Below are 18,244 nucleotides of genomic sequence, written 5' to 3'. Positions count from 1 at the left end.
GGCATGCGCCTGACACGGTATTTCTCATACACCGGTGAGGTGGCGATCGCCGCCTTGGTGGTGGCGGTCATCGGCTTGATGATCCTGCCGCTGCCCACCCCGCTCATCGATACGCTGCTGGGCATCAACATCACCTTGAGCGTGGTGTTGCTGATGGTCACGATGTATGTGCCCGACTCGATCTCGCTGTCGTCATTTCCTTCATTGCTGCTGTTCACCACGCTGCTGCGGCTGTCGTTGAACATCGCATCGACAAAATCGATCCTGCTGCATGCCGAGGCCGGGCACATCATCGAGAGCTTCGGCGAGCTGGTGGTCGGCGGCAACCTGGTGGTGGGCCTGGTGGTGTTTCTGATCATCACCACGGTGCAGTTCATCGTGATCGCCAAGGGCTCCGAGCGCGTGGCGGAAGTCGGTGCGCGCTTCACCCTTGATGCGATGCCCGGCAAGCAGATGAGCATCGATGCCGACCTGCGTGGCGGCAACCTGACCGCGGACGAAGCACGCCGCAAACGCGCGCGGCTGGCCATCGAGAGTCAACTGCACGGCGGCATGGATGGCGCCATGAAATTCGTCAAGGGCGATGCCATCGCCGGCCTGGTGATCACCATGGTGAACATCCTGGCCGGTATCGTGGTGGGCGTGACCTACCACGGCATGAGCGCAGGCGAGGCGGCCAACCGCTTTGCGATCCTGTCGGTCGGTGATGCGATGGTGTCGCAGATCGCCTCGCTGCTGATCTCGGTGGCGGCCGGCGTCATGATCACCCGCGTGGCCAACGAGAACGAGGCCAAGATCAGCTCGCTCGGGCTCGACATCGGCCGCCAGCTCACCAGCAATGCCCGCGCGTTGCTGGCAGCCAGCGTCCTGCTGGCCTGCTTTGCGTTCGTTCCGGGATTTCCCGCACTGCTGTTCCTGTTGCTGGCGGCGGCCGTGGGCGCAGGCGGCTATACGATTTGGCGCAAGCAGCGCGATGTTAGCGGTACCGATCAGCCCACGCTGCCATCGACCAGCCGCAAGGGCGCCAAGGGCGATGCGCCGCATATCCGCAAGAGCGCGCCGGATTTCGCCTCGCCCCTGTCGATGCGGCTGTCGCCGCAACTGGCTGCGCGGCTCGACCCGGCACTGCTGGATCAGGCGATCGAAAGCGAGCGCCGGCAATTGGTGGAGCTGTTGGGCCTGCCGTTTCCGGGGATCGCGATCTGGCAGAGCGAATCACTGCAGGACATGCAATACGAAGTGTTGATCCACGATGTGCCGGAAACCCGCAGCGCGTTGAGCGATACGGCGGACATGCAGAAAGCGCTGGCCCAACAAGCCATCGCACCGTTGCATGCACGCGCGCATCTGTTCGTCGGCATCCAGGAGACGCAGTGGATGCTGGAACAGGTGGGCGCGGACTATCCCGGGCTGGTTGCAGAGGTCAACAAGGCCATGCCAGCCCAACGCATCGCCGATGTGTTGCGGCGACTGCTGGAAGAACGCATCCCGGTGCGCAACATCAAGAGCATCCTGGAGAGCCTGGTGGTGTGGGGACCGAAGGAAAAGGATCTGCTGATGCTGACCGAGTATGTGCGCTGCGATCTCGGCCGCTATCTTGCGCACACCGCGACCGCAGGCACCGGACAGCTGCCTGCGGTGATGCTCGACCACGCCGTGGAACAGTTGATCCGGCAGTCGATTCGCGCCACACCGGCCGGCAATTTCCTGGCCCTGCCACCGGAGCAGGCCAATCAGCTGGTCGAGCAGGTGGAACGCATCGTCGAAGATCAGGCGCGGCATCCACTGGCAGTGGTCGCCTCGATGGACGTGCGGCGTTATGTGCGCCGCATGATCGAGGCACGCCTGAACTGGCTGGAGGTGTATTCGTTCCAAGAACTGGGCGCAGAGGTGCAGCTGCAGCCGATTGGCAGAGTGGTGGCCTGATGCGCAAGCCACCGGTCCGCCATGTGCGCATCCTGCCCATTGCCGGCGCACCGCTGCAGCCGCACGCAGCGGCAGCACCGGCGCGTGCGACGCAACGTGTCAGCTTCATGCAACTGCGCCGACGCCTGAGCAGCGTGCTGGCCGGATTGCCGGACACGGTGGTGCCGGAGGACGGCGACGACGATCCGACGCTGCCCGAAGTGGTGGATGCTGCCAGCGACGATCACGGACCCGCAGCGCTGCCAACCGCACCGCCCTGCCTGGATGACGGCAATCGTCGACAGATCGCCCGAGGCGATGACGGCGACGCACTGGGTCGGCAGATCGCCACCGAGTGGATCCGCACCCAACGCGCGCAGCTGGCCATCAACCACATCGCGCTGCGGGTTGCCGAGTTTTGCAACGCCACGCCGGTACGCGGCGCAGGTACCTGGGAAGCGTGGCTGGAGATCAACCACGACATCCTGCCGCAGACCACGCTGTTCTTGCGGCTTTCGCCAGACCAGCTATCGCTTCGCTTCGACAGCGGCTCGCCGGAGACGCGCGAGGTACTTTTGAATGGAAGAAAACGTTTGGATACTGCATTGAAGGCTGCGCTCAGCGACACGCTTCAGATCAGCATCGAGGTCGTCTAGCGCTGCATCTGCAGCAGACCAGCCATAGCGAGGGACGCCGTGTTGTCAACAGAGCCGAGCCTGACGTCGCCGGCACGCGACTTGTCGCAGGCGCTGACCCACGTGCCCGCCGTGCGTGCGCAGCTGGGCAGAGTGCTGTGCGATCCACGTGCCGCACAGCGTTGCGGCTACACCGCGCAACGCCGCGGCATCCGGTCTGCGGACGCCGCGCGCCTGCAGTTGCAGTTCGACAGCGGCAGCCTGGAGTTGCGGATCGCGGCACACGACGGCCTGGCACTGCTGTTGAACGAAGCTGATGACGCCCTGCGTGTGGCGATCGCCGGTGTGCTGTTGAGCGATGATCTGCGCGCCCTGGCACCACTGGGACTGGGCGCTGCCGAGGTGGTCGCCTTCGAGCGCTGTGCGGATGCAGTCGATCGCCTCGATATCGGCATCACGCTGGGCGGCATCGACGCGATCGCAGAAACCGCCAGCCCGCTGCTGCTTGCCGCACTGCAAACGGCTAGCGCTGCACTGGCCCAGCCGTCGCCACTGCCGGCCTGGCTGAGCGCACTGCGGGTGACCACGCGCCTGCGTATCGGCCAGCGCACGGCAGCGGCGGCGTTGCTGCAATCACTGCGCCCGGGCGATGTCCTGCTGCACGCGCTTGCCACGGCTCCCGTGCGCAGTGGCGAGCTGCTCTGGGGCATCCCTGGAGGTGCGGTGTTGCGCGCTCCGGTACGCCTGACCCTGCAACAGATGATTCTGGAGACTGCCCCCACCATGCAGCACGATATGCCCGCGTCCGACTCCTCATCGTCCGCCACCGATGTGGCGGCACTGGAACTGCCCGTACAGCTGGAAGTGGACCAGCTTGCGCTGTCTCTGTCGGTGCTGTCGGGCTTGCAGCCCGGCCAGATCCTCGAACTATCGGTGCCGGTGGATCAGGCCGACATCCGCCTGGTCGTCTACGGCCAGACCATCGGCATCGGCAGATTGCTGGCGGTGGGCGAACATCTCGGCGTGCAGATCCTCAGCATGTCGGAGACTGCGCATGCAGATGCCTGATGTCGGCTCGCTGTTGCTGGTGGTCATCATGCTGGGGCTGCTGCCCTTCGCAGCGATGGTCGTCACTTCCTATACCAAGATCGTGGTCGTGCTCGGCTTGCTGCGCAATGCCATCGGTGTGCAGCAGGTGCCGCCGAACATGGTGCTCAACGGCGTCGCCTTGCTGGTGTCGTGCTTTGTGATGGCGCCGGTGGGCATGGAGGCGTTCAAGGCCGCGCAGAATTACAGTCCCGGTGCCGACAACAGCCGTGTAGTGGTGCTGCTCGATGCCTGCCGCGAACCGTTCCGCCAATTCCTGATCAAGCATACCCGCGAGCGCGAGAAAGCCTTTTTCATTCGCTCGGCGCAGCAGATCTGGCCCAAGGACAAGGCCGATACGCTCAAGCCGGACGACCTCCTCGTGCTGGCACCGGCATTCACGCTGAGCGAGCTGACCGAGGCGTTCCGCATCGGATTCCTGCTGTATCTGGTCTTCATCGTGATCGATCTGGTGGTGGCCAATGCGTTGATGGCGATGGGCCTTTCGCAGGTGACGCCGACCAACGTGGCCATTCCGTTCAAACTGCTGTTGTTCGTGGCGCTGGACGGCTGGTCCATGCTGATCCACGGCCTGGTCCTGAGTTATCGGTGACGCCATGGACCACGACGATCTGGTGCGATTCACTTCCGAAGCCTTGTTGCTATGCCTCAAGGTGTCGTTGCCGGTGGTCGGCGTGGCCGCAGTGGCCGGGCTGCTGATCGCCTTCATCCAGGCAGTGATGTCGCTGCAGGATGCCTCGATTTCGTTCGCGCTCAAGCTGGTGGTGGTGGTGGCTGCCATTGCAGTCACTGCGCCCTGGGGCGCCTCGGCAATCATGCAGTTCGGTCAGGCGCTGATGCAGGCGGCCTTTCCATGATCCGGCGCATTTCGCCAGGCGCTGTGCCGCCGTCGCTGCCGAGCGCGCCCGGCGCATCGCACCACCACGCCGATGCGCCGCAGGCTGGCGTGCAGCCGCCTGCGGACACGGCACATCATGCACCCCGTCTGCGCCCCGCCCCGCCGCGCAAGCGGCGACGCGGCATGCGCTCGCTGGATGGCATGGACGACGAACTCGACGCCACCGAACTGGAAGAAGCCGAAGCGGCACGCGTCGCGGCGCTGCGCGGCCGGGTCAGCATCGCAGTCGCTCAGCCACAGGGCCAGGGGCAACGCCAGGATGATCAGCACGGCGAGGGCGGCAACGCACAGGCCGGCGATCCGCAGGCCGGTACGTGGCCGATCGCCGCGCCATCGCAGGTAGACGACAGCGTCCGTGCCAGCGTCCAGGAAGTGCTCGACCGCTACGCGGCGACCCCTGCCGCCGACCAGACGATCCGGCGACGCGCGCTTGCCGTTGCGCTGGTTGAGTTGCGTGCGATCGGTGTCGCCCATCCTGCCGCAGCACAGTTGACGACCATGGTCTGGAGGTTGATGCGCGAGCATCTGCACTCGGGCAGCGCAGGCGCAGCTGCCGAAACCCTGCAGGCCTTGCGCAAGCGCCTGCTGGATCTGGTGCCGGCGCAACCGGATACATCGCCTGCACTGCGCAGTTTCCATCTGCTGCTGCCGTTGATGCTGCTCAACGCAGAAAAACCGCGTAAACGCCTCGATCGCGCGCGTGCCATCACGCGTTTGAACACGCTATTGATTGAACACCACGATGGGACCGCTCAGGAGATTCGCGCATGACCATGCAACTTCGCGTGCTGACGGGAATCCATGCCGGCGCACGATTAGATTTGCAGCCAGGCAGCTATACGTTAGGCGCCGATCCCCACGCCGAAATCCGGATCGAAGATTGGCCTGATTGTTCGCTCATCATCGAGGTGGATGCAGATGGTCAAGTGCGTTATCGCAGCGAAGCGTTGCCAACGACAGCGTTTGTTGCGTTGCATCCGGTGCGCTTTGGTCCGTTGGTGCTCTGCATCGGCGATGCAGCGGCCGATTGGCCGGACGATGTTGCGCTGCTGGAGCAGCTACTGTCGCCCGCCGCGACGCCGGCAGCGCCTTTGCCACGCAGGTCCAGGCGCAACGCACTGCGTGCAGTGGTGGGCGCCATGCTAGCGCTGGCCGCCGCGGCACTGCTGCCCTCCCTGCTCCCGGCGTTTCTCTCCGATGCGGCTCCCCCGCGCAGCCAGGACAACCAGCTTAATCAGGTGCGATTCGTGCTGAAACGGCTGGGCTTGCGCGAAGCGCGCGTGGATCAGGTCGGGTCGCGCGTGCGGGTCGAGGGCCTGGTGACAAGCAGCGCGGATGCGGCACGCCTGCGCGCACAACTGCATCGCTATCAACATGCGGTCACGGTCGATGTGGTGGTGGTGGATGAGGTATTGGCAACCCTGCGCGATACCTTGGCCGACCGCGACCTGAGCGTGCGTTACGATGGCCAGGGCGTTTTCTCCATTGCCGGCAGCAGCGACAACGCAGAGCGCGCGATCCGGCGGATCGCCGACCTGCGCAGCGATCTGGGCCCGGAAATCCGCAAGCTGCACGTGGACATCGCCCAGCAGGACCCGTCCGTGAAAACGCCCGCCAACTACGATGCCGCCTTGCTCGTCGACGGACTGCATTACGTGGAGACCCCGGACGGCACCAAGCACCTGACTTCCCTGCCGCAGCAAGCGGCGCCATGAGAACCGCACCATGTTCGATGCCATGACCGACACGGTCACCCAGGATATGAGCAAGATCTTGCAGACCAAGGCGCTGGATGTCTCCGGCGAGCGGCTGCGCAACATTGAGGCAGCGCTGCACGCGACAGCGCAACAACTCCGTGTGCACTGGTCCGCCGCAAGCGATCAGGCTGCGCGCAACGATTTCACTGCCTTGCACGACGGCATCAACGCTGCGCGCGACATCGTCGCGCACATCGCCAGCATGCCTTGATCATCGAGTTTCTTGGCCACGTTGGTCAAGCAAAACGCGCCAACAAGCGCTCCACGTTACTTCTCTTTAGCTAAGGAGTATTTATATGTCAGATTTACAATCGATAGGGCCGCGATTGGGCCAGGGCGGGGATCTGCTTGGATCAGACTTTTCAAGCAGATTTGATAATCACACTAGCACTCAGACCTCGGACAATCAGATGGATAGTCTGATGGGTGGCATTGGTAAATCAGCCGCAGGACAGGAGCGCATGAACAACTACCTGACCGCGAAGAAGAACGAACTTGACTTCAACGTGGCGCTCAACAAATTCATCGGCAAGGCAGGCGACAACGCGAAGCAGCTGGTTGGCCAGTAATAGGCCCTGACATGACGCAGGGCCGGTGCATGGCCCTGCGCATGTCGTACGACAGATGAGCAGCACCCGATTCGAAGCGATCGTTCAGCAGATGTGCGAAGCATTGGACCTGCCGGATGTGCAGGCGGTGCTCAGCAGTCGTGTGCTCTGGGTGGAAGGGTTTGAAGTCTATCTGCACATGCCTGCAGCCCAGACCGACGATGAAGCACAGCAAGTTCCGGAAGAAGAAGCGCTGTACCTACGCATCTCCTACGGCCTTGCTCCTGCGGGACGGACCTTGACGGTCTTCCGGCTGTTGCTGGAAGCGAATTTGTCGGTGTACGCACAGGACCAGGCGCAACTCGGATTGAACGATGCCGGCGTGATCGTGCTGATCGTACGTGTTCCACTGGACGACGACGTCGACGGCGCATGGATCTGCGATCTGCTCGCCCACTATGCCGAGCATGGCCGTTACTGGAACAACAACATCTTCATTGCACACGACGAAATGTTCGAAGGAATCGCGACGGGAAATTATCTATGGCTACGCGCGTGACGCACGCTGGGCTGTGCATCGTACCGATGGCGTTGGCGCGCGGTCGTTGCCCTGCCTCTGCGCTGCGTCACGGCGCATGGCCATGGGCTGCAGCGTCGATTTTTCCCATCTGCATCACTTCGCCCGTATTTCACCAGCACAGGGACATCTTCCAATGAATCTCGCCATACCCTCCAATACCCCTGCGAGCTTACAGCCGTCCTCGTTCTCCCTCTCGCAGCAACAGGCCTTGACCGCGGTGATCATGAGCATGCTGGCGTACTGCATGCAACGCCTGCTCAGCGACATGATGCAGCCACAGGATCAGCCATCCAGTGACGGTCAGCAACCGACCAACTTCAATCCGACACCATCGATGCCGCCATCGAACCCGCCGTGTTCCACCAACCCCGGCGGGCAACACGGCAGCGGCAGCGGTGCCGGCAATGGCAATGGCAATGGCAACAACGGTGGCAACGGCAGCAACACATCCGGAACGGGAACCGGCAACGGCGCATCGCCCACCAACCCGGGTCACTCGGCGACGCCCACACCCACGCCCACCGACGGTGCTCACGGCACGCCAGGCCCGACCTGCACGCCAGCGCCACTGCCTCCCGGCAAGGTCGTCACCGCGCCACCCGGCATCCAGAACAAGCCCATCGTGGTGCACAAAGGCGAAGTGTTCGACGGCAAGAACCAGCTATACGCGGGCGGCCCTTGCCTGGGCAAAGGCGATCAGGACGAGCACCAGCAGCCGCTGTTCATCGTCGAGGACGGCGGCAGTCTCTGCAATGTCCACATGACGGGCGGCGGCGACGGTGTGCATTTCATGGGCAGCGGCAAGATGGTCAACTGCGTCAACGAGGATGTCAGCGAGGATGCCGTCACCATCGATGGGCAGGGTAACCGTGAGCACGATGCGGGGATTGCCGGTTGCAGCCCTGAGGTCAGCGGCCGGCCGAAGGTCGAAATCATCAATTGCACGTTCAAGAACGCCGCAGACAAGGTCGTGCAGGACAACGGCGCTGCCGACGTGGTGATGTCGGGCGACACCGTCAACGGCGCCGGCAAGGTCTTCCGTACCAACGGTGGGCACGCTGATATCGACACGCATCTTCAGGTCGAAAATTGCGATTTCCAACAGGTCAAGGAAGCGGTGTTCCGTACCGATGCGCCGGGCGCGACGGTGAAGCTGGCAAACCTGAAGACCGATGCGCCCGACGAGGTGATTGCCCCCAGCGCTTTCCAGGCCACCGGAGCGACCCGAATCGGGCATCAGCCCTACAGCGGCTGATTGCCTCCTGCGTAAGCGGTGCCGGGCGCCGATCGCGCCCGGCAGATGCACCGCTTCGCCCCATCTTCCGGGCGTCGTCGCTGGGTGGTGTCCCTGATCGACGACCACCGACACATCGGTGGGCCGTTTGGCCTGCACATCGCGTACTACGTCGCAGGGTGCAAGAAGGCATGCGCACGCCCGGTCAATGGCCGGCATACGAAGCGGTGCCGTGTGCCGCCCCCCCGTTCCACACCCACTGCCCGCACCTCAGCCGCGCACCCGCCTGGCACCGGGACCGCCAACACGCGACAGACGCCGGCGCGGCTGCGTCTGTCGTTGCGGCCGGCAAGACGCCACCGGATCAACGGTGGGATCGATCGCTCACGGCCGGCCATTCTCCCACTGACGAAGTTCCTCGCTCTCGTGCAGTGCACGCCTGAGCGTGCGTAACTCGGTGTCCAGTGTCTTGGTCACGTCGTCACGTGGCACACCGCTGAACATCGCCGCCGAGCCGGCATGCAGCTGATCGCGCACCGCGTCGATGGTCGCAATCGAGATGCACTGCGTGTCGATTTCCGTACGCAATCGCTCAAGCGTTTCACGCAACATCCTCGCCAGCGGCCCCGGTGCAGGCGCAAGCCGTACCCCCTCTTCCAGGGCGTGTGCAATCTCCGCCGGCGTCGGCGCCGAAAACAGCGCGATCGCCTCGTCGATGGGCTCGGCCAGCGCCTGAAGCGTGCGTTCGATGGTGCGTTGATGATTGGCCGCGGTGACGGCACGTTCCTGATCCAGTCGCGTCGCCTGGGTGGTGTTGGCGCCGTTCTTGGCCTTGAGCGCATTCCAGACCGTATCGTTGAACAGGGTCTGTACCGCCTGCTGCACGACCGTGGCGGTGGAATTGGCGGCTTCGCCTGCAACGCTGCCGTTCTCGTTGCCGCCGCGCAACGGCGCAGCGATCAGGCGGCCGGCCCCGAGCGAGGCAAAATTGGCCAGCACGTTGCTGAGCATGTGACGGCCCAGCACATCGCGTAGCGCAGTGGTAATCGCGTTGGTGGTGCTCAAGGCCTGCCTGGCCAACGCCAGGCCTTCTTTCCCGGTCTCCAGCAGATAGTTGGGAGGAAAATACACAGCGTCGGACCATTGCGCAGGCCGACGCGTCTTGTCCGGCACTGCCAGCGAAAACAGATTCAACCGCTGCTGTCCGCCAAGCAGGTCGGGGACGCTCACCTGGCCGGTACGCGCCATCGCCTTGCCGGTTTCGAGCATCGCCTTCTGCACGACCCCGGCCCCGCCATTGGCCAGCGCGCTCAACCCCAGTTGGCCGGCCGGCGTGCGCGTGCCCGGGTCGTCGGAGGTCCGCCGCGCCGCGTTGAATCCTGCATTGATCGTCGGCTTGAGCAACAAGGTGTCCAGGGATTTGTCGTCCAACGTCGATTGCCACTGGGTGATTCCCTGGCGGATGTCGTAGGTCTGCGCCTTGAGCTGCGCAAGCGTGGGCGCGTTGCCCTCGCCCGGGCGGGTGAAACGCTTGCCTTCGGCGGTGATTTCCAGCAAGACCGGCGGCGGATCGGGCACCAGGATCTTGGGGTCGATGGCCTGGAGCCGCGGCAAATTGGCAACGCGCGCGCGCCGATCCATTGCCGGGATCAGCAACGTATCGCTGGCATAGGACACAACGCCCGCCACCGCACCGGACAGCGTTGACGTACTCAGCGTCTCCGATCCAGGCGGGCGCGAACTGTCGTAGGCGGCGCCCGCGGCAAGACCGAACGGAGTCCGCATCGAGCCGATGACGAAGGCCCTGAGACACTCGTAGGCGATCGGCCACGCTGCCTTCGCGCCTGCCGCCTTCATATCGCCGACGACCTGGTATCCGGCGTCCGGCCCGAACGCGGTGATGCGTTCCTGCATGCGCGCGTCAGCCCATTCCAGATAGGCGGCCTGCAGCGCCTCCTGCCCCTCCGAGGGCGCTGCAAATGGCAGTTTGTCCAGGTGTGTACGTATCTGCGCCTTCAAGTCAGCGGCGGTCGACGCGCTGCGCTGCGCATAGGTCGCTGCAGCGGCAGGCGCGTCGATGACCGAGGACGCGGGGCTTGGCTGCGGAGTGTAAAACGATGCATCCGTCAGCTCCGAAGAATGCGACGAGTGCGAGGACTCCGAGGGATGGGATGCGCCATGCGAGGACTCGGCATGACTTGCCTCGGTCGCCGCGCGACATGAAAGCGCTGCGCGACGACCACGCAACACCGGGCCCGGAGAGGGCAAGCCGGCAAGCGGCCCGGTTGGCAAACGCTTCTGGGGCGGGGCCATGGCCTCCTCGCCCTGCGTCTGGTGTGTGGGGGCCGGCGACGTTGCCCGGCTGCTGGAAGAGGTGCCGATGTCGCTGGTGAGCTTCATGAGGCCACCTCGGTCGCGCTGCCGGCCTGCGGCACCAGCGCGTCCAGCACCACACGGGCGACCACTTGCCCGCGCTCCAGCGCGGCGGCCACGGCATCGGGCGAGCGCTCGAGCAACAGCGGGCAGACACAGAGCAGACCAAGATCCGAGAGCGTGAGCCGCCATCCGTAATGTGTCAGTAGTTGTTCCTGCAGCGCCAGCAGGGTCACCACCTCGTCGCCGCCGAGTTCGCGTGCGGCCAGTGGCAGGATCACTTCCGGGAACGCCGTCGTGCCGCCCTGCTGCACCTGCGTGTGGACACGACACAGCATGCCCGCAGGCCCAAGGATGGTTTCGCCTTCGCTAAGTCGCTGCGCGAGCTCGCCAGGCAACCCGAGACAGGCGCCCAGGCCGATGAAGAACGCGGTAGTCGCTGTACGGTGATTTTCTGATTCCAACGTCATCTGAGCTTCTCCGGAGAAAAATGCAATGCGTTGCCGCTGCACCAGTTCGGCAGGACGCAGTGTCTGGCTCGGGCTGCGCAGCCAAGCCAGACGCTGCGAACCACTCGCGCCGCGCACGAAGTTGGTCTGTTGGAGTGCGCGCAGCCGAGATCTGCGTCATACGTCTTGCATGTGCACGAGTGCGGGGCCGGCCTCCGGGGCACAACGGCAAACAGTCCTACGGCAAGACCATGGCAGTCTGGGCACCGCGGTCGCCGCTTCGGATACGGCATTGACCATTCGCCTATCCTGGCGAAGTGCCCAAAAGCGTTCTGCTCTACTGTGTCTCCCTTTATGTTCTAATGCTTTCACGATGCGCAATATTTTCGCTAGGGAACCTCTGAACAACGCACCACAAATACGCGACACTACCCGCCTGATGTTGAGGAGTGATCCATGCAACTGACGTTCGGTGACGCTGAGGGCCTGGGCAAGCGCAAGCAGACCCGCCGAGAGATCTTCCTGGCCGAGATGGAGCAGGTCGTCCCGTGGCAGTAACTGCTCGGTCTGATCGCGCCGCACTATCCGGTGTCGGGGCGCCCAGGTCGGCAGCCACACGCACTGACGACGATGTTGCGGATTCATCTGCTGCAGCAGTGGTATGCGTTGAGCGATCCGGCGATGGAAGAAGCACTGCACGAGATCCCGACCTTGCGGCGGTTTGCTCAGCTCGGTGGCTTGGACAACGTTCCAGACGAGACCACGATTCTCAACTTTCGCCGCCTGTTGGAGGCCCATGGCCTTGCCGCGCGGATGCTGGAAGCGGTCAACGCGCATCTGGCGCGCAAGGGCCAGAGCCTGCGGTCGGGCACGATCGTCGATGCGACGCTGATCGCTGCGCCCAGTTCGACCAAGAATGCCGATCACGCGCGCGACCCTGAGATGCGTCAGACCAGGAAGGGCAATCAGTGGTATTTCGGGATGAAGGCGCACATCGGCGTGGATGAGTTTTCCGGGTTGGTGCACCACGTCCATTGCACAGCGGCCAACGTCGCCGATGTCACGGTGACGCACACGTTGCTGCATGGCAAAGAAGACAGCGTGTTCGGCGACAGCGGCTACACCGGTGCGGATAAGCGCGAAGAACTGCAGGACTGCGAGGCTGCATTCTTCATTGCTGCCAAGCGTTCGGTGCTGCAAGCCATCGGCAACAAGCGGGAGCGTGCTCGGGAACAGCGTTGGGAACACTTCAAGGCCAGCGTGCGCGCGAAGGTGGAGCATCCATTCCGGGTGATCAAGCGCCAGTTCGGCTACACCAAGGTCCGCTATCGCGGCCTGGCCAAGAACACCGCGCAGGTGCTGACCTTGTTTGCGCTGTCAAACCTGTGGATGAAGCGAAAGCAGTTACTGCCGACTATGGGGAGCATGCGCCTGTAACCCGGTGAATTCCCAAGGAAAGCTCCAGAAATTGCGAAAAATCCGAAGATCCAAACGCGACTCTCCAGAACGATGCGACATCCCGCACTCTCAGGCCTCATTGTTCAGACCTTCCCAAGGGAAACCCTTGCGCAGCTCTGTCGATAGACGAAGCTGCGCCCACTTGGCACCCGAGGGTAACAAGACGGCCCGAAGCAGGGTCCTGCTATAAGCCAACCTGGCTTGTGAGAGACAACTCCACTGGATTAGTGAACGTGCATGGGCAGCCAGCTCCACTGCAGCCGCCGTATATCGAACCGCGAGAGCGCGCGCTTGCAGATCAAGTGACCGGCGTGCCAATGAATCGGGCGATCGTAGCGATCGCCCTTTGCTCCTCTCACTAAACGCCTAGAGCGTGTTATGAACTTTTGGGTCGATGCAGTTATCGCAGCTGGATGCATAGCAGGCGCCCGTATCCAATCGACGTTTCCGACGAGGAGTGGGCGTTCGCCGCTCCCTACGAACGATTGCCAGAAACACTGGCTGGCCTACGTTTCGTCGTTTTCACGGTCTTCATGCTCAGCAACGCGGCCACCGTTTTTCAAGGTTTATAACACGCTCTAACCAAGCGAACGCTACCGGCGTCTGCCGCCCCTCAAATTCCTAAGATTTTCCTTTGTGTCCGCCTCGAAGTTGTCTTGAATGGACTTGGGGATGCTCGTTTTCCCCAGGGGCACCCCGCCCGCGCTCTCCAGATTCTCGCGGATTTCACCGTTTTTTCTCTGCTTGTCTAATCGCATCTCTTCATAATGCAAGCCTGCCAACACGGGCATTTTGAGTATTTCCACAGATTTGCTGATGCTACTGCCGATTAAATAACCTTTGACGGCATCACTAGGCTTCCCTCGCTCGGTCGGCTTGGTCGCTCCCTTGCCTGCTCCTTCGGTTGCGCCCTTGGTCGTTCCTTCGGTAACTCCTTCGGTTGCGCCCTTGGTCGTTCCTTCGGTAACTCCTTCGGTTGCGCCCTTTGTTGCGCCTTTGGTCGCGCCCTCGCTTGCCGCCTTGGCTGCGCCCTCGGCGACCCCCTTGGCCACCCCCTTGGCTGCGAGTCTGGCCGTGGGTCCACCGACGGCACCCACCACCGCCCCGGCCATGTTGATGCCGGCGAGTTTCCATGCCAGCTTCATGTCGCCGCCTTGCAGTGCAGTGTCGAGAACCTGTGCCGCCTGTGCTTCGCTCTCCAATGCCAGCGCCCCTGCATCGGCAATCTCGCCGATGATGGGGATGCCGTTCAGTGCACTGAGTCCTACCGAGGCCCAGTCCAAGATCTTGCTGTCCCACTTGAGGAACTCATGCAACCCCTTGCCGAAGGTGCCGATGTCCTTTTTCTTCTGCTTGATCTCGGGTTGATCGGCCTTGCCCATCAACATGTCGTCGACAGCCTTCTTCTGGTCGGGCGATGTGGCCTCGTGCGTGGGCGATTTCTCCACGGCCTTGTTGGCGGCCGTCATATGATCGTAGAACTGCTGAAAATCCTTGTTGCTGATCTTGCCTGAGTCGACGACATGGCCACCGCCGAAGAAGCTGTGGGGTTTCTTGTAGCCAGTGATCGAATTGTTCAACAAGCCGAACAACAGCGGGTCGTCCAACAACTGTTTGGCGGCGTCGCGCACGGCGGGGTCGGCTTTATCGTCCTTGACGATCGTGTCGAGCTTGTCGCGGGTCACCTCTTTGCCATCGCCGAAGAACGCATCCTGATGGCTATTGATGGTGTCGAGCGTTTTCAGTTCGGGCGCGGTCAGGTGCATCTGCGCTGCGGATTTCTGCAGAAAATCCGGCGTACTCATCGAACCTGCGTCTCCCGCCAAGGCCTTCCACTGGTCGGGATGCTCACGAAAGTACTGCGCGGCGGCGATGACCTGTGGCGGGCACTTCTTGGTCTTGCTGTCGCCTTCGACCAAGTGCTTGAAGGCGTCCTGGTTCAGATCCTTCGGCAGATAGTCCGAGTAGCGATAGAGTTCGCGCATCGCGTCGCTTTCGGTCATGACCGTTGGCTGGGTCTTGTCCGGGCTGTCCGACGCCACATAGTTTTGTGTGTAGCCCTTGGCTTGCTTGTTGGCGTATTCCGCGACCTGCGCGTGGCCGGCCGAGAACTTGCTGAGATCGCCGGCGGTGATCTTGCCGCCACACTTGCCATCGCCCTGCGAGCCAATGGCAAAGAACAGCCGCGGATCCTTCTGCAGTTCGGTCAATGCCTTCTTCAGATCCGGCGGCGTCGCGGGATCGTTGATCTTCGCATCCAGATCGGCCCAGGCGACCGGCAATTGGTCCTTGTGGCGATCGAGCGTGGTGACGATTTCCAATTCGTTCTGGGTGAGCGTCCCGTCTTTCCAGGTGACCGACGAGCCGTCCACCGCAGGTGGCAAGTCGCGCCCCTTCATTTTTTCGGGATTATAGGTCGCGTTCTTTCCGCCCAGCTCAGTCACCTGCGGATGGCGGTCGGCAAAGTCATAGAGGTTGGCGGCAATGAGCGTGCCGTTGCATTTACCCTGGTCGTCGTGGTGGTGCTTGCCGTGCCCCTGCGATGCCATCGCGAAAAACAGGCCAGGGTCCTGTTGCAGGCCTTGCAGCGCCTTTTTCAGGTCGGGTGGAGTGGAAGGATCGTTGATCTTTTCGTCGAGCTTGCCGAACTCGATCGGCATCATGTCGCGATGCTGATTGAGCGTGGAGACGATCTCAAGCTGGGACTGCGTGAGCGTGCCACCGTCCCATGTCACCGATGAACCTTCTGCCGCCGGCGGCGGAGTCGATCCCTTCAACTTTTCGGGGTTGTAGGTCGCGTTCTTTCCGCCCAGCGCAGTCACCTGCGGATGGCGGTCGGCAAAGTCGTAGAGGTTGTCTGCGATGAGTTTGCCGTTGCACTTGCCCTGGTCGTCGCCGTGGTGCTTGCCGTGGCCCTGCGATGCCATGGCGAAGAACAGCCCAGGATCCTGTTGCAGACCTTGCAGCGCTTTTTTCAGGTCCGGCGGAGTGGATGGATCATTGATCTTTTCGTCGAGCTTGGCGAACTCGATCGGCATCTTGTCGCGATGCTGATTGAGCGTAGAGACGATCTGAAGCTGCGACTGCGTGAGCGTGCCGCCGTCCCAGGTCACCGATGACCCCGGCATGGCGGGTGGCGCGGTGGCGCCCTTGATGTCCTTGGGGTCGAACGGGGTCGGCAGCGTCGGCCAGGACGTGCGTTTCTCGATCGGCTGGTTGGCTTGAATGTCGTCCGCTGAAGGCGTTGCCAACCCCGGAATGTCGCTGCCTGGCTCACTGGTTGGCGTGTTGCCGTAAACGGCGGCAATCAAGTTGTAAATCTGCTGCAAGAACAGGTTGTCCATCGCCAGCAACAGATCGGAGTCATTCATGGCCGAATCGGATCCGGTCGCCTCCGGCGACGACGTGTCATCCGTGATAGGTAGAAACAGACCGGTGGCACTCCCGGTCGAAAGCGTGTTGAGCGACATGTGCGGCCTCGCAGTGAAAGAGCAGTGGCGGAGCTGCTGCATATGAGTACATGCTCATACGGTCACACGGGCATGTCTCATGCGGCGAGCTCAAATGTTGCCACTCCCGGTACGGGATGCATGCGCCGATGAACTATTTTGGCGAAAAAAGCGCAAAAACGAATGTGCGGGCGACACCCCTGCCGCACAACGGATCCTACGGGGCACCTTCACTCGGCGCGAAAGCTTGTACCAGATACATACCGCGCCGCCATTGTTACGTTCGACTTAAAATGGTCACTTCAGTCGCACGCAGCGCCTTGCACTCGCGTGCAATTGAGGCTGAAATCATGGTCCAGAGCAGAATCGCCGAAAAGTGCGCGAGTTGTACGATACCCCAAGGCATGCCGCAACCGTGGAGCAACTGTGTTGATCAGGACCTCGATCCACGACCTACGCGACGCCAGAGGCGCGTCGCTTGGTAGAGGTAACATAGGTTTGAAATGACTTCAATCGATGTACGAGCGCTGCAAGGGGCAGCGCGATTCCTGCTTTGCCACCATCAGCCGCGTATGCGGCTTGGATTGGACCCCGAACAATTCGAGCAAGTTGTGGTGGGCAGCGATGTGCCGCTGCAGTGGCGGGGCCGCCTGGCTGCCGCGCACGCTGGTGGAAGGACGTGGCCAAAAGGCGGCTGGTCCATGCAGCGCCCAGACACACGCACTGGGATATCAGCATGGAGATCTGTTTGATACGCCATATCGGCGGCTTGTCTCAGCAAGCCGAAGACACGTGGGAGAAACTCAAGCAGGGCAAGTTGAAGCACTAGCGACGCAATGGCCGACGGCAGCTACGACGAGATGCTGAAAATGCTGTCTACCGTCAAGTTTTAGGGCTTAGATCGCGCGTTGGCGTCGTCAGCACGGCGCCATCGCCGTGTTGCGTTCCAGCCACTCAACCAGCTATTGCGTTGTGGCTGGGAGAAGTCATGTGGCCGGCAAGTGCATGCATCCACGCCGCATTCCTCGGCACTACGCACTCACGGCCCGATTGCGCGCAACGATCGTCTCGTGGCTTGGCGGTATATCGCCCCCGAAGAACTCCACCATCAACGCGTCGCGAAGATGCGGTGCGTCGCCCTTGACTGCAACGTTGAGCGCCGAGTGCAATGCGGCAAGCGGAAGCTCGGTGCAGTACGCAGGCATGCCGGGCTGCTGCCGCCACGAGTCTGCAATCGTCCCCGCGTCGAGCGCGTCGAACCCGGCATCGTCGAGCAGCTGCTGCGCGATCGCTTTGCCGGCCAGGCTGTCGCCTGCTACTGGAATAGCGATCCGGTTATCAGTACCTGCGGGCTTGCCACCGTCAGCAAGTGTCTTAGCGATTATTGCGTTGAACGCTTTGATGATGGGCCGGCCGAGTTGCTCCCTCGCCCAGACACTCTCCAGTTTGCCGTCGTCGACTTCCGGTATCCGGGTGCCAAGCTGCGGGTAGTAGTTCGAAGTATCGATCACCACCACCTCCGCAGGCACGGTGGAGAACAGGCCGGCAACCTCGGGAATCTTGGCAAACGGGATCGACAATACGATCACCTCCACGTCCTTGACCGCCTCTACAGCCGCAACAGGCTCGGCGCCGATGTTTTCAGCCAGTTCGCGAATGCTGTCGGGGCTTTTGGATCCAGCCAACTTGACGCTGTGACCTGCTGCGACGAATTTGCGCGCCAACGTGCCACCGATGTTGCCTGCGCCAATGATGCCGATTTTCATGTTCGTGCCTTCCTAAAGTAGGTGGGGTTTTGTTGGTCGATCAGTGAACTCGCCCGAGACGGCCATAGCTGATCCCCTCGTCAGT

Annotated in this window: 15 protein-coding genes and 1 pseudogene; 12 read left to right on the top strand and 4 right to left on the bottom strand. The window is 62.5% G+C overall.

Going from position 1 to position 18,244, the window contains the following annotated elements; translation table 11 throughout:
• Nucleotides 1–3 precede the first annotated feature (3 nt).
• From ACCQ01_RS06855 to ACCQ01_RS06805, 11 genes are all read left to right on the top strand, one after another.
• Entirely contained in the window at nt 4–1,926 is a 1,923-nt protein-coding gene (locus tag ACCQ01_RS06855) for an FHIPEP family type III secretion protein (RefSeq protein ID WP_228433044.1), read from the top strand.
• A complete protein-coding gene (gene sctP / locus ACCQ01_RS06850; RefSeq protein WP_070692492.1) occupies nt 1,926–2,561 on the top strand; it encodes a type III secretion system protein SctP in 636 nt (211 codons plus the stop codon). The genes ACCQ01_RS06855 and sctP overlap by 1 nt, the downstream gene beginning before the upstream one ends.
• Before the next feature lie 93 nt (nt 2,562–2,654).
• Complete coding sequence (gene sctQ, locus ACCQ01_RS06845; RefSeq protein WP_228433061.1) at nt 2,655–3,608, top strand: type III secretion system cytoplasmic ring protein SctQ; 954 nt, start codon at nt 2,655–2,657, stop codon at nt 3,606–3,608.
• Nucleotides 3,595–4,239, top strand: a complete 645-nt coding sequence (gene sctR / locus ACCQ01_RS06840; protein ID WP_228425337.1) for a type III secretion system export apparatus subunit SctR — start codon at nt 3,595–3,597, stop codon at nt 4,237–4,239. The genes sctQ and sctR overlap by 14 nt, the downstream gene beginning before the upstream one ends.
• 4 nt (nt 4,240–4,243) lie before the next feature.
• On the top strand, nt 4,244–4,504 hold the full coding sequence (gene sctS / locus ACCQ01_RS06835; RefSeq protein WP_005994479.1) for a type III secretion system export apparatus subunit SctS: 261 nt from the start codon (nt 4,244–4,246) through the stop codon (nt 4,502–4,504).
• A complete protein-coding gene (locus ACCQ01_RS06830; protein WP_228433043.1) occupies nt 4,501–5,316 on the top strand; it encodes a 4-hydroxyphenylacetate catabolism regulator HpaA in 816 nt (271 codons plus the stop codon). The genes sctS and ACCQ01_RS06830 overlap by 4 nt, the downstream gene beginning before the upstream one ends.
• Nucleotides 5,313–6,260 carry an HrpD5 family protein gene (hrpD5, locus tag ACCQ01_RS06825; protein ID WP_228433042.1) on the top strand — a complete coding sequence of 316 codons (948 nt, stop codon included), beginning with the start codon at nt 5,313–5,315 and terminating at the stop codon, nt 6,258–6,260. Before ACCQ01_RS06830 ends, hrpD5 begins: the two co-directional genes overlap by 4 nt.
• Nucleotides 6,261–6,270: 10 nt before the next feature.
• The gene (hrpD6, locus tag ACCQ01_RS06820) at nt 6,271–6,513 is read left to right on the top strand and encodes an Hrp regulator HrpD6 (protein WP_006451041.1); all 243 of its coding nucleotides are present in this window, start codon (nt 6,271–6,273) and stop codon (nt 6,511–6,513) included.
• Between the two features lie 85 nt (nt 6,514–6,598).
• The gene (gene hrpE / locus ACCQ01_RS06815; protein WP_228433041.1) at nt 6,599–6,871 is read left to right on the top strand and encodes an HrpE family protein; all 273 of its coding nucleotides are present in this window, start codon (nt 6,599–6,601) and stop codon (nt 6,869–6,871) included.
• Nucleotides 6,872–6,926: 55 nt separating this feature from the next.
• Complete coding sequence (locus tag ACCQ01_RS06810; protein ID WP_228433040.1) at nt 6,927–7,409, top strand: CesT family type III secretion system chaperone; 483 nt, start codon at nt 6,927–6,929, stop codon at nt 7,407–7,409.
• A gap of 154 nt (nt 7,410–7,563) precedes the next feature.
• Nucleotides 7,564–8,685, top strand: a complete 1,122-nt coding sequence (locus ACCQ01_RS06805) for a pectate lyase (protein WP_228433060.1) — start codon at nt 7,564–7,566, stop codon at nt 8,683–8,685.
• 363 nt (nt 8,686–9,048) lie between these two features.
• On the opposite strand, the gene xopF1 is transcribed toward ACCQ01_RS06805, so the two are convergent.
• Together xopF1 and hap3 are read right to left on the bottom strand one after the other, a co-directional pair.
• Nucleotides 9,049–11,064 carry a type III secretion system effector XopF1 gene (gene xopF1 / locus ACCQ01_RS06800; RefSeq protein ID WP_228433039.1) on the bottom strand — a complete coding sequence of 672 codons (2,016 nt, stop codon included), beginning with the start codon at nt 11,062–11,064 and terminating at the stop codon, nt 9,049–9,051.
• On the bottom strand, nt 11,061–11,507 hold the full coding sequence (gene hap3 / locus ACCQ01_RS06795; RefSeq protein WP_043922119.1) for an Hpa3 family type III secretion system protein: 447 nt from the start codon (nt 11,505–11,507) through the stop codon (nt 11,061–11,063). Before hap3 ends, xopF1 begins: the two co-directional genes overlap by 4 nt.
• A gap of 435 nt (nt 11,508–11,942) precedes the next feature.
• Between hap3 and ACCQ01_RS06790 the strand changes: the two are divergent.
• Nucleotides 11,943–12,923 (top strand): annotated as a pseudogene (locus tag ACCQ01_RS06790) (IS5 family transposase).
• A 614-nt stretch (nt 12,924–13,537) separates the two neighbouring features.
• Here ACCQ01_RS06790 and ACCQ01_RS06785 read toward each other — a convergent pair.
• Together ACCQ01_RS06785 and ACCQ01_RS06780 are read right to left on the bottom strand one after the other, a co-directional pair.
• On the bottom strand, nt 13,538–16,414 hold the full coding sequence (locus tag ACCQ01_RS06785) for an HrpF/NolX family T3SS translocon protein (RefSeq protein ID WP_228433038.1): 2,877 nt from the start codon (nt 16,412–16,414) through the stop codon (nt 13,538–13,540).
• A gap of 1,010 nt (nt 16,415–17,424) precedes the next feature.
• Nucleotides 17,425–18,159 (bottom strand): NADPH-dependent F420 reductase, encoded by a 735-nt coding sequence (locus ACCQ01_RS06780; protein WP_076039334.1) that lies wholly within the window; start codon nt 18,157–18,159, stop codon nt 17,425–17,427.
• Nucleotides 18,160–18,244 lie beyond the last annotated feature (85 nt).

Source organism: Xanthomonas sp. NCPPB 4037 (assembly GCF_041475695.2).
Classification (GTDB): domain Bacteria; phylum Pseudomonadota; class Gammaproteobacteria; order Xanthomonadales; family Xanthomonadaceae; genus Xanthomonas; species Xanthomonas campestris.
This window is presented reverse-complemented; position numbering and strand designations above follow the sequence as displayed.

Bases quoted from the DNA above. Each gene is read 5' to 3' on its own strand.
- ACCQ01_RS06780 (WP_076039334.1), bottom strand. From the start codon at position 18,159: ATGAAAATCGGCATCATTGGCGCAGGCAACATCGGTGGCACGTTGGCG.
- hap3 (WP_043922119.1), bottom strand. From the start codon at position 11,507: ATGACGTTGGAATCAGAAAATCACCGTACAGCGACTACCGCGTTCTTC.
- hrpD5 (WP_228433042.1), top strand. From the start codon at position 5,313: ATGACCATGCAACTTCGCGTGCTGACGGGAATCCATGCCGGCGCACGA.
- hrpD6 (WP_006451041.1), top strand. From the start codon at position 6,271: ATGTTCGATGCCATGACCGACACGGTCACCCAGGATATGAGCAAGATC.
- ACCQ01_RS06810 (WP_228433040.1), top strand. From the start codon at position 6,927: ATGAGCAGCACCCGATTCGAAGCGATCGTTCAGCAGATGTGCGAAGCA.
- ACCQ01_RS06855 (WP_228433044.1), top strand. From the start codon at position 4: ATGCGCCTGACACGGTATTTCTCATACACCGGTGAGGTGGCGATCGCC.
- sctR (WP_228425337.1), top strand. From the start codon at position 3,595: ATGCAGATGCCTGATGTCGGCTCGCTGTTGCTGGTGGTCATCATGCTG.
- hrpE (WP_228433041.1), top strand. From the start codon at position 6,599: ATGTCAGATTTACAATCGATAGGGCCGCGATTGGGCCAGGGCGGGGAT.
- sctS (WP_005994479.1), top strand. From the start codon at position 4,244: ATGGACCACGACGATCTGGTGCGATTCACTTCCGAAGCCTTGTTGCTA.
- sctP (WP_070692492.1), top strand. From the start codon at position 1,926: ATGCGCAAGCCACCGGTCCGCCATGTGCGCATCCTGCCCATTGCCGGC.
- ACCQ01_RS06830 (WP_228433043.1), top strand. From the start codon at position 4,501: ATGATCCGGCGCATTTCGCCAGGCGCTGTGCCGCCGTCGCTGCCGAGC.
- xopF1 (WP_228433039.1), bottom strand. From the start codon at position 11,064: ATGAAGCTCACCAGCGACATCGGCACCTCTTCCAGCAGCCGGGCAACG.
- ACCQ01_RS06785 (WP_228433038.1), bottom strand. From the start codon at position 16,414: ATGTCGCTCAACACGCTTTCGACCGGGAGTGCCACCGGTCTGTTTCTA.
- ACCQ01_RS06805 (WP_228433060.1), top strand. From the start codon at position 7,564: ATGAATCTCGCCATACCCTCCAATACCCCTGCGAGCTTACAGCCGTCC.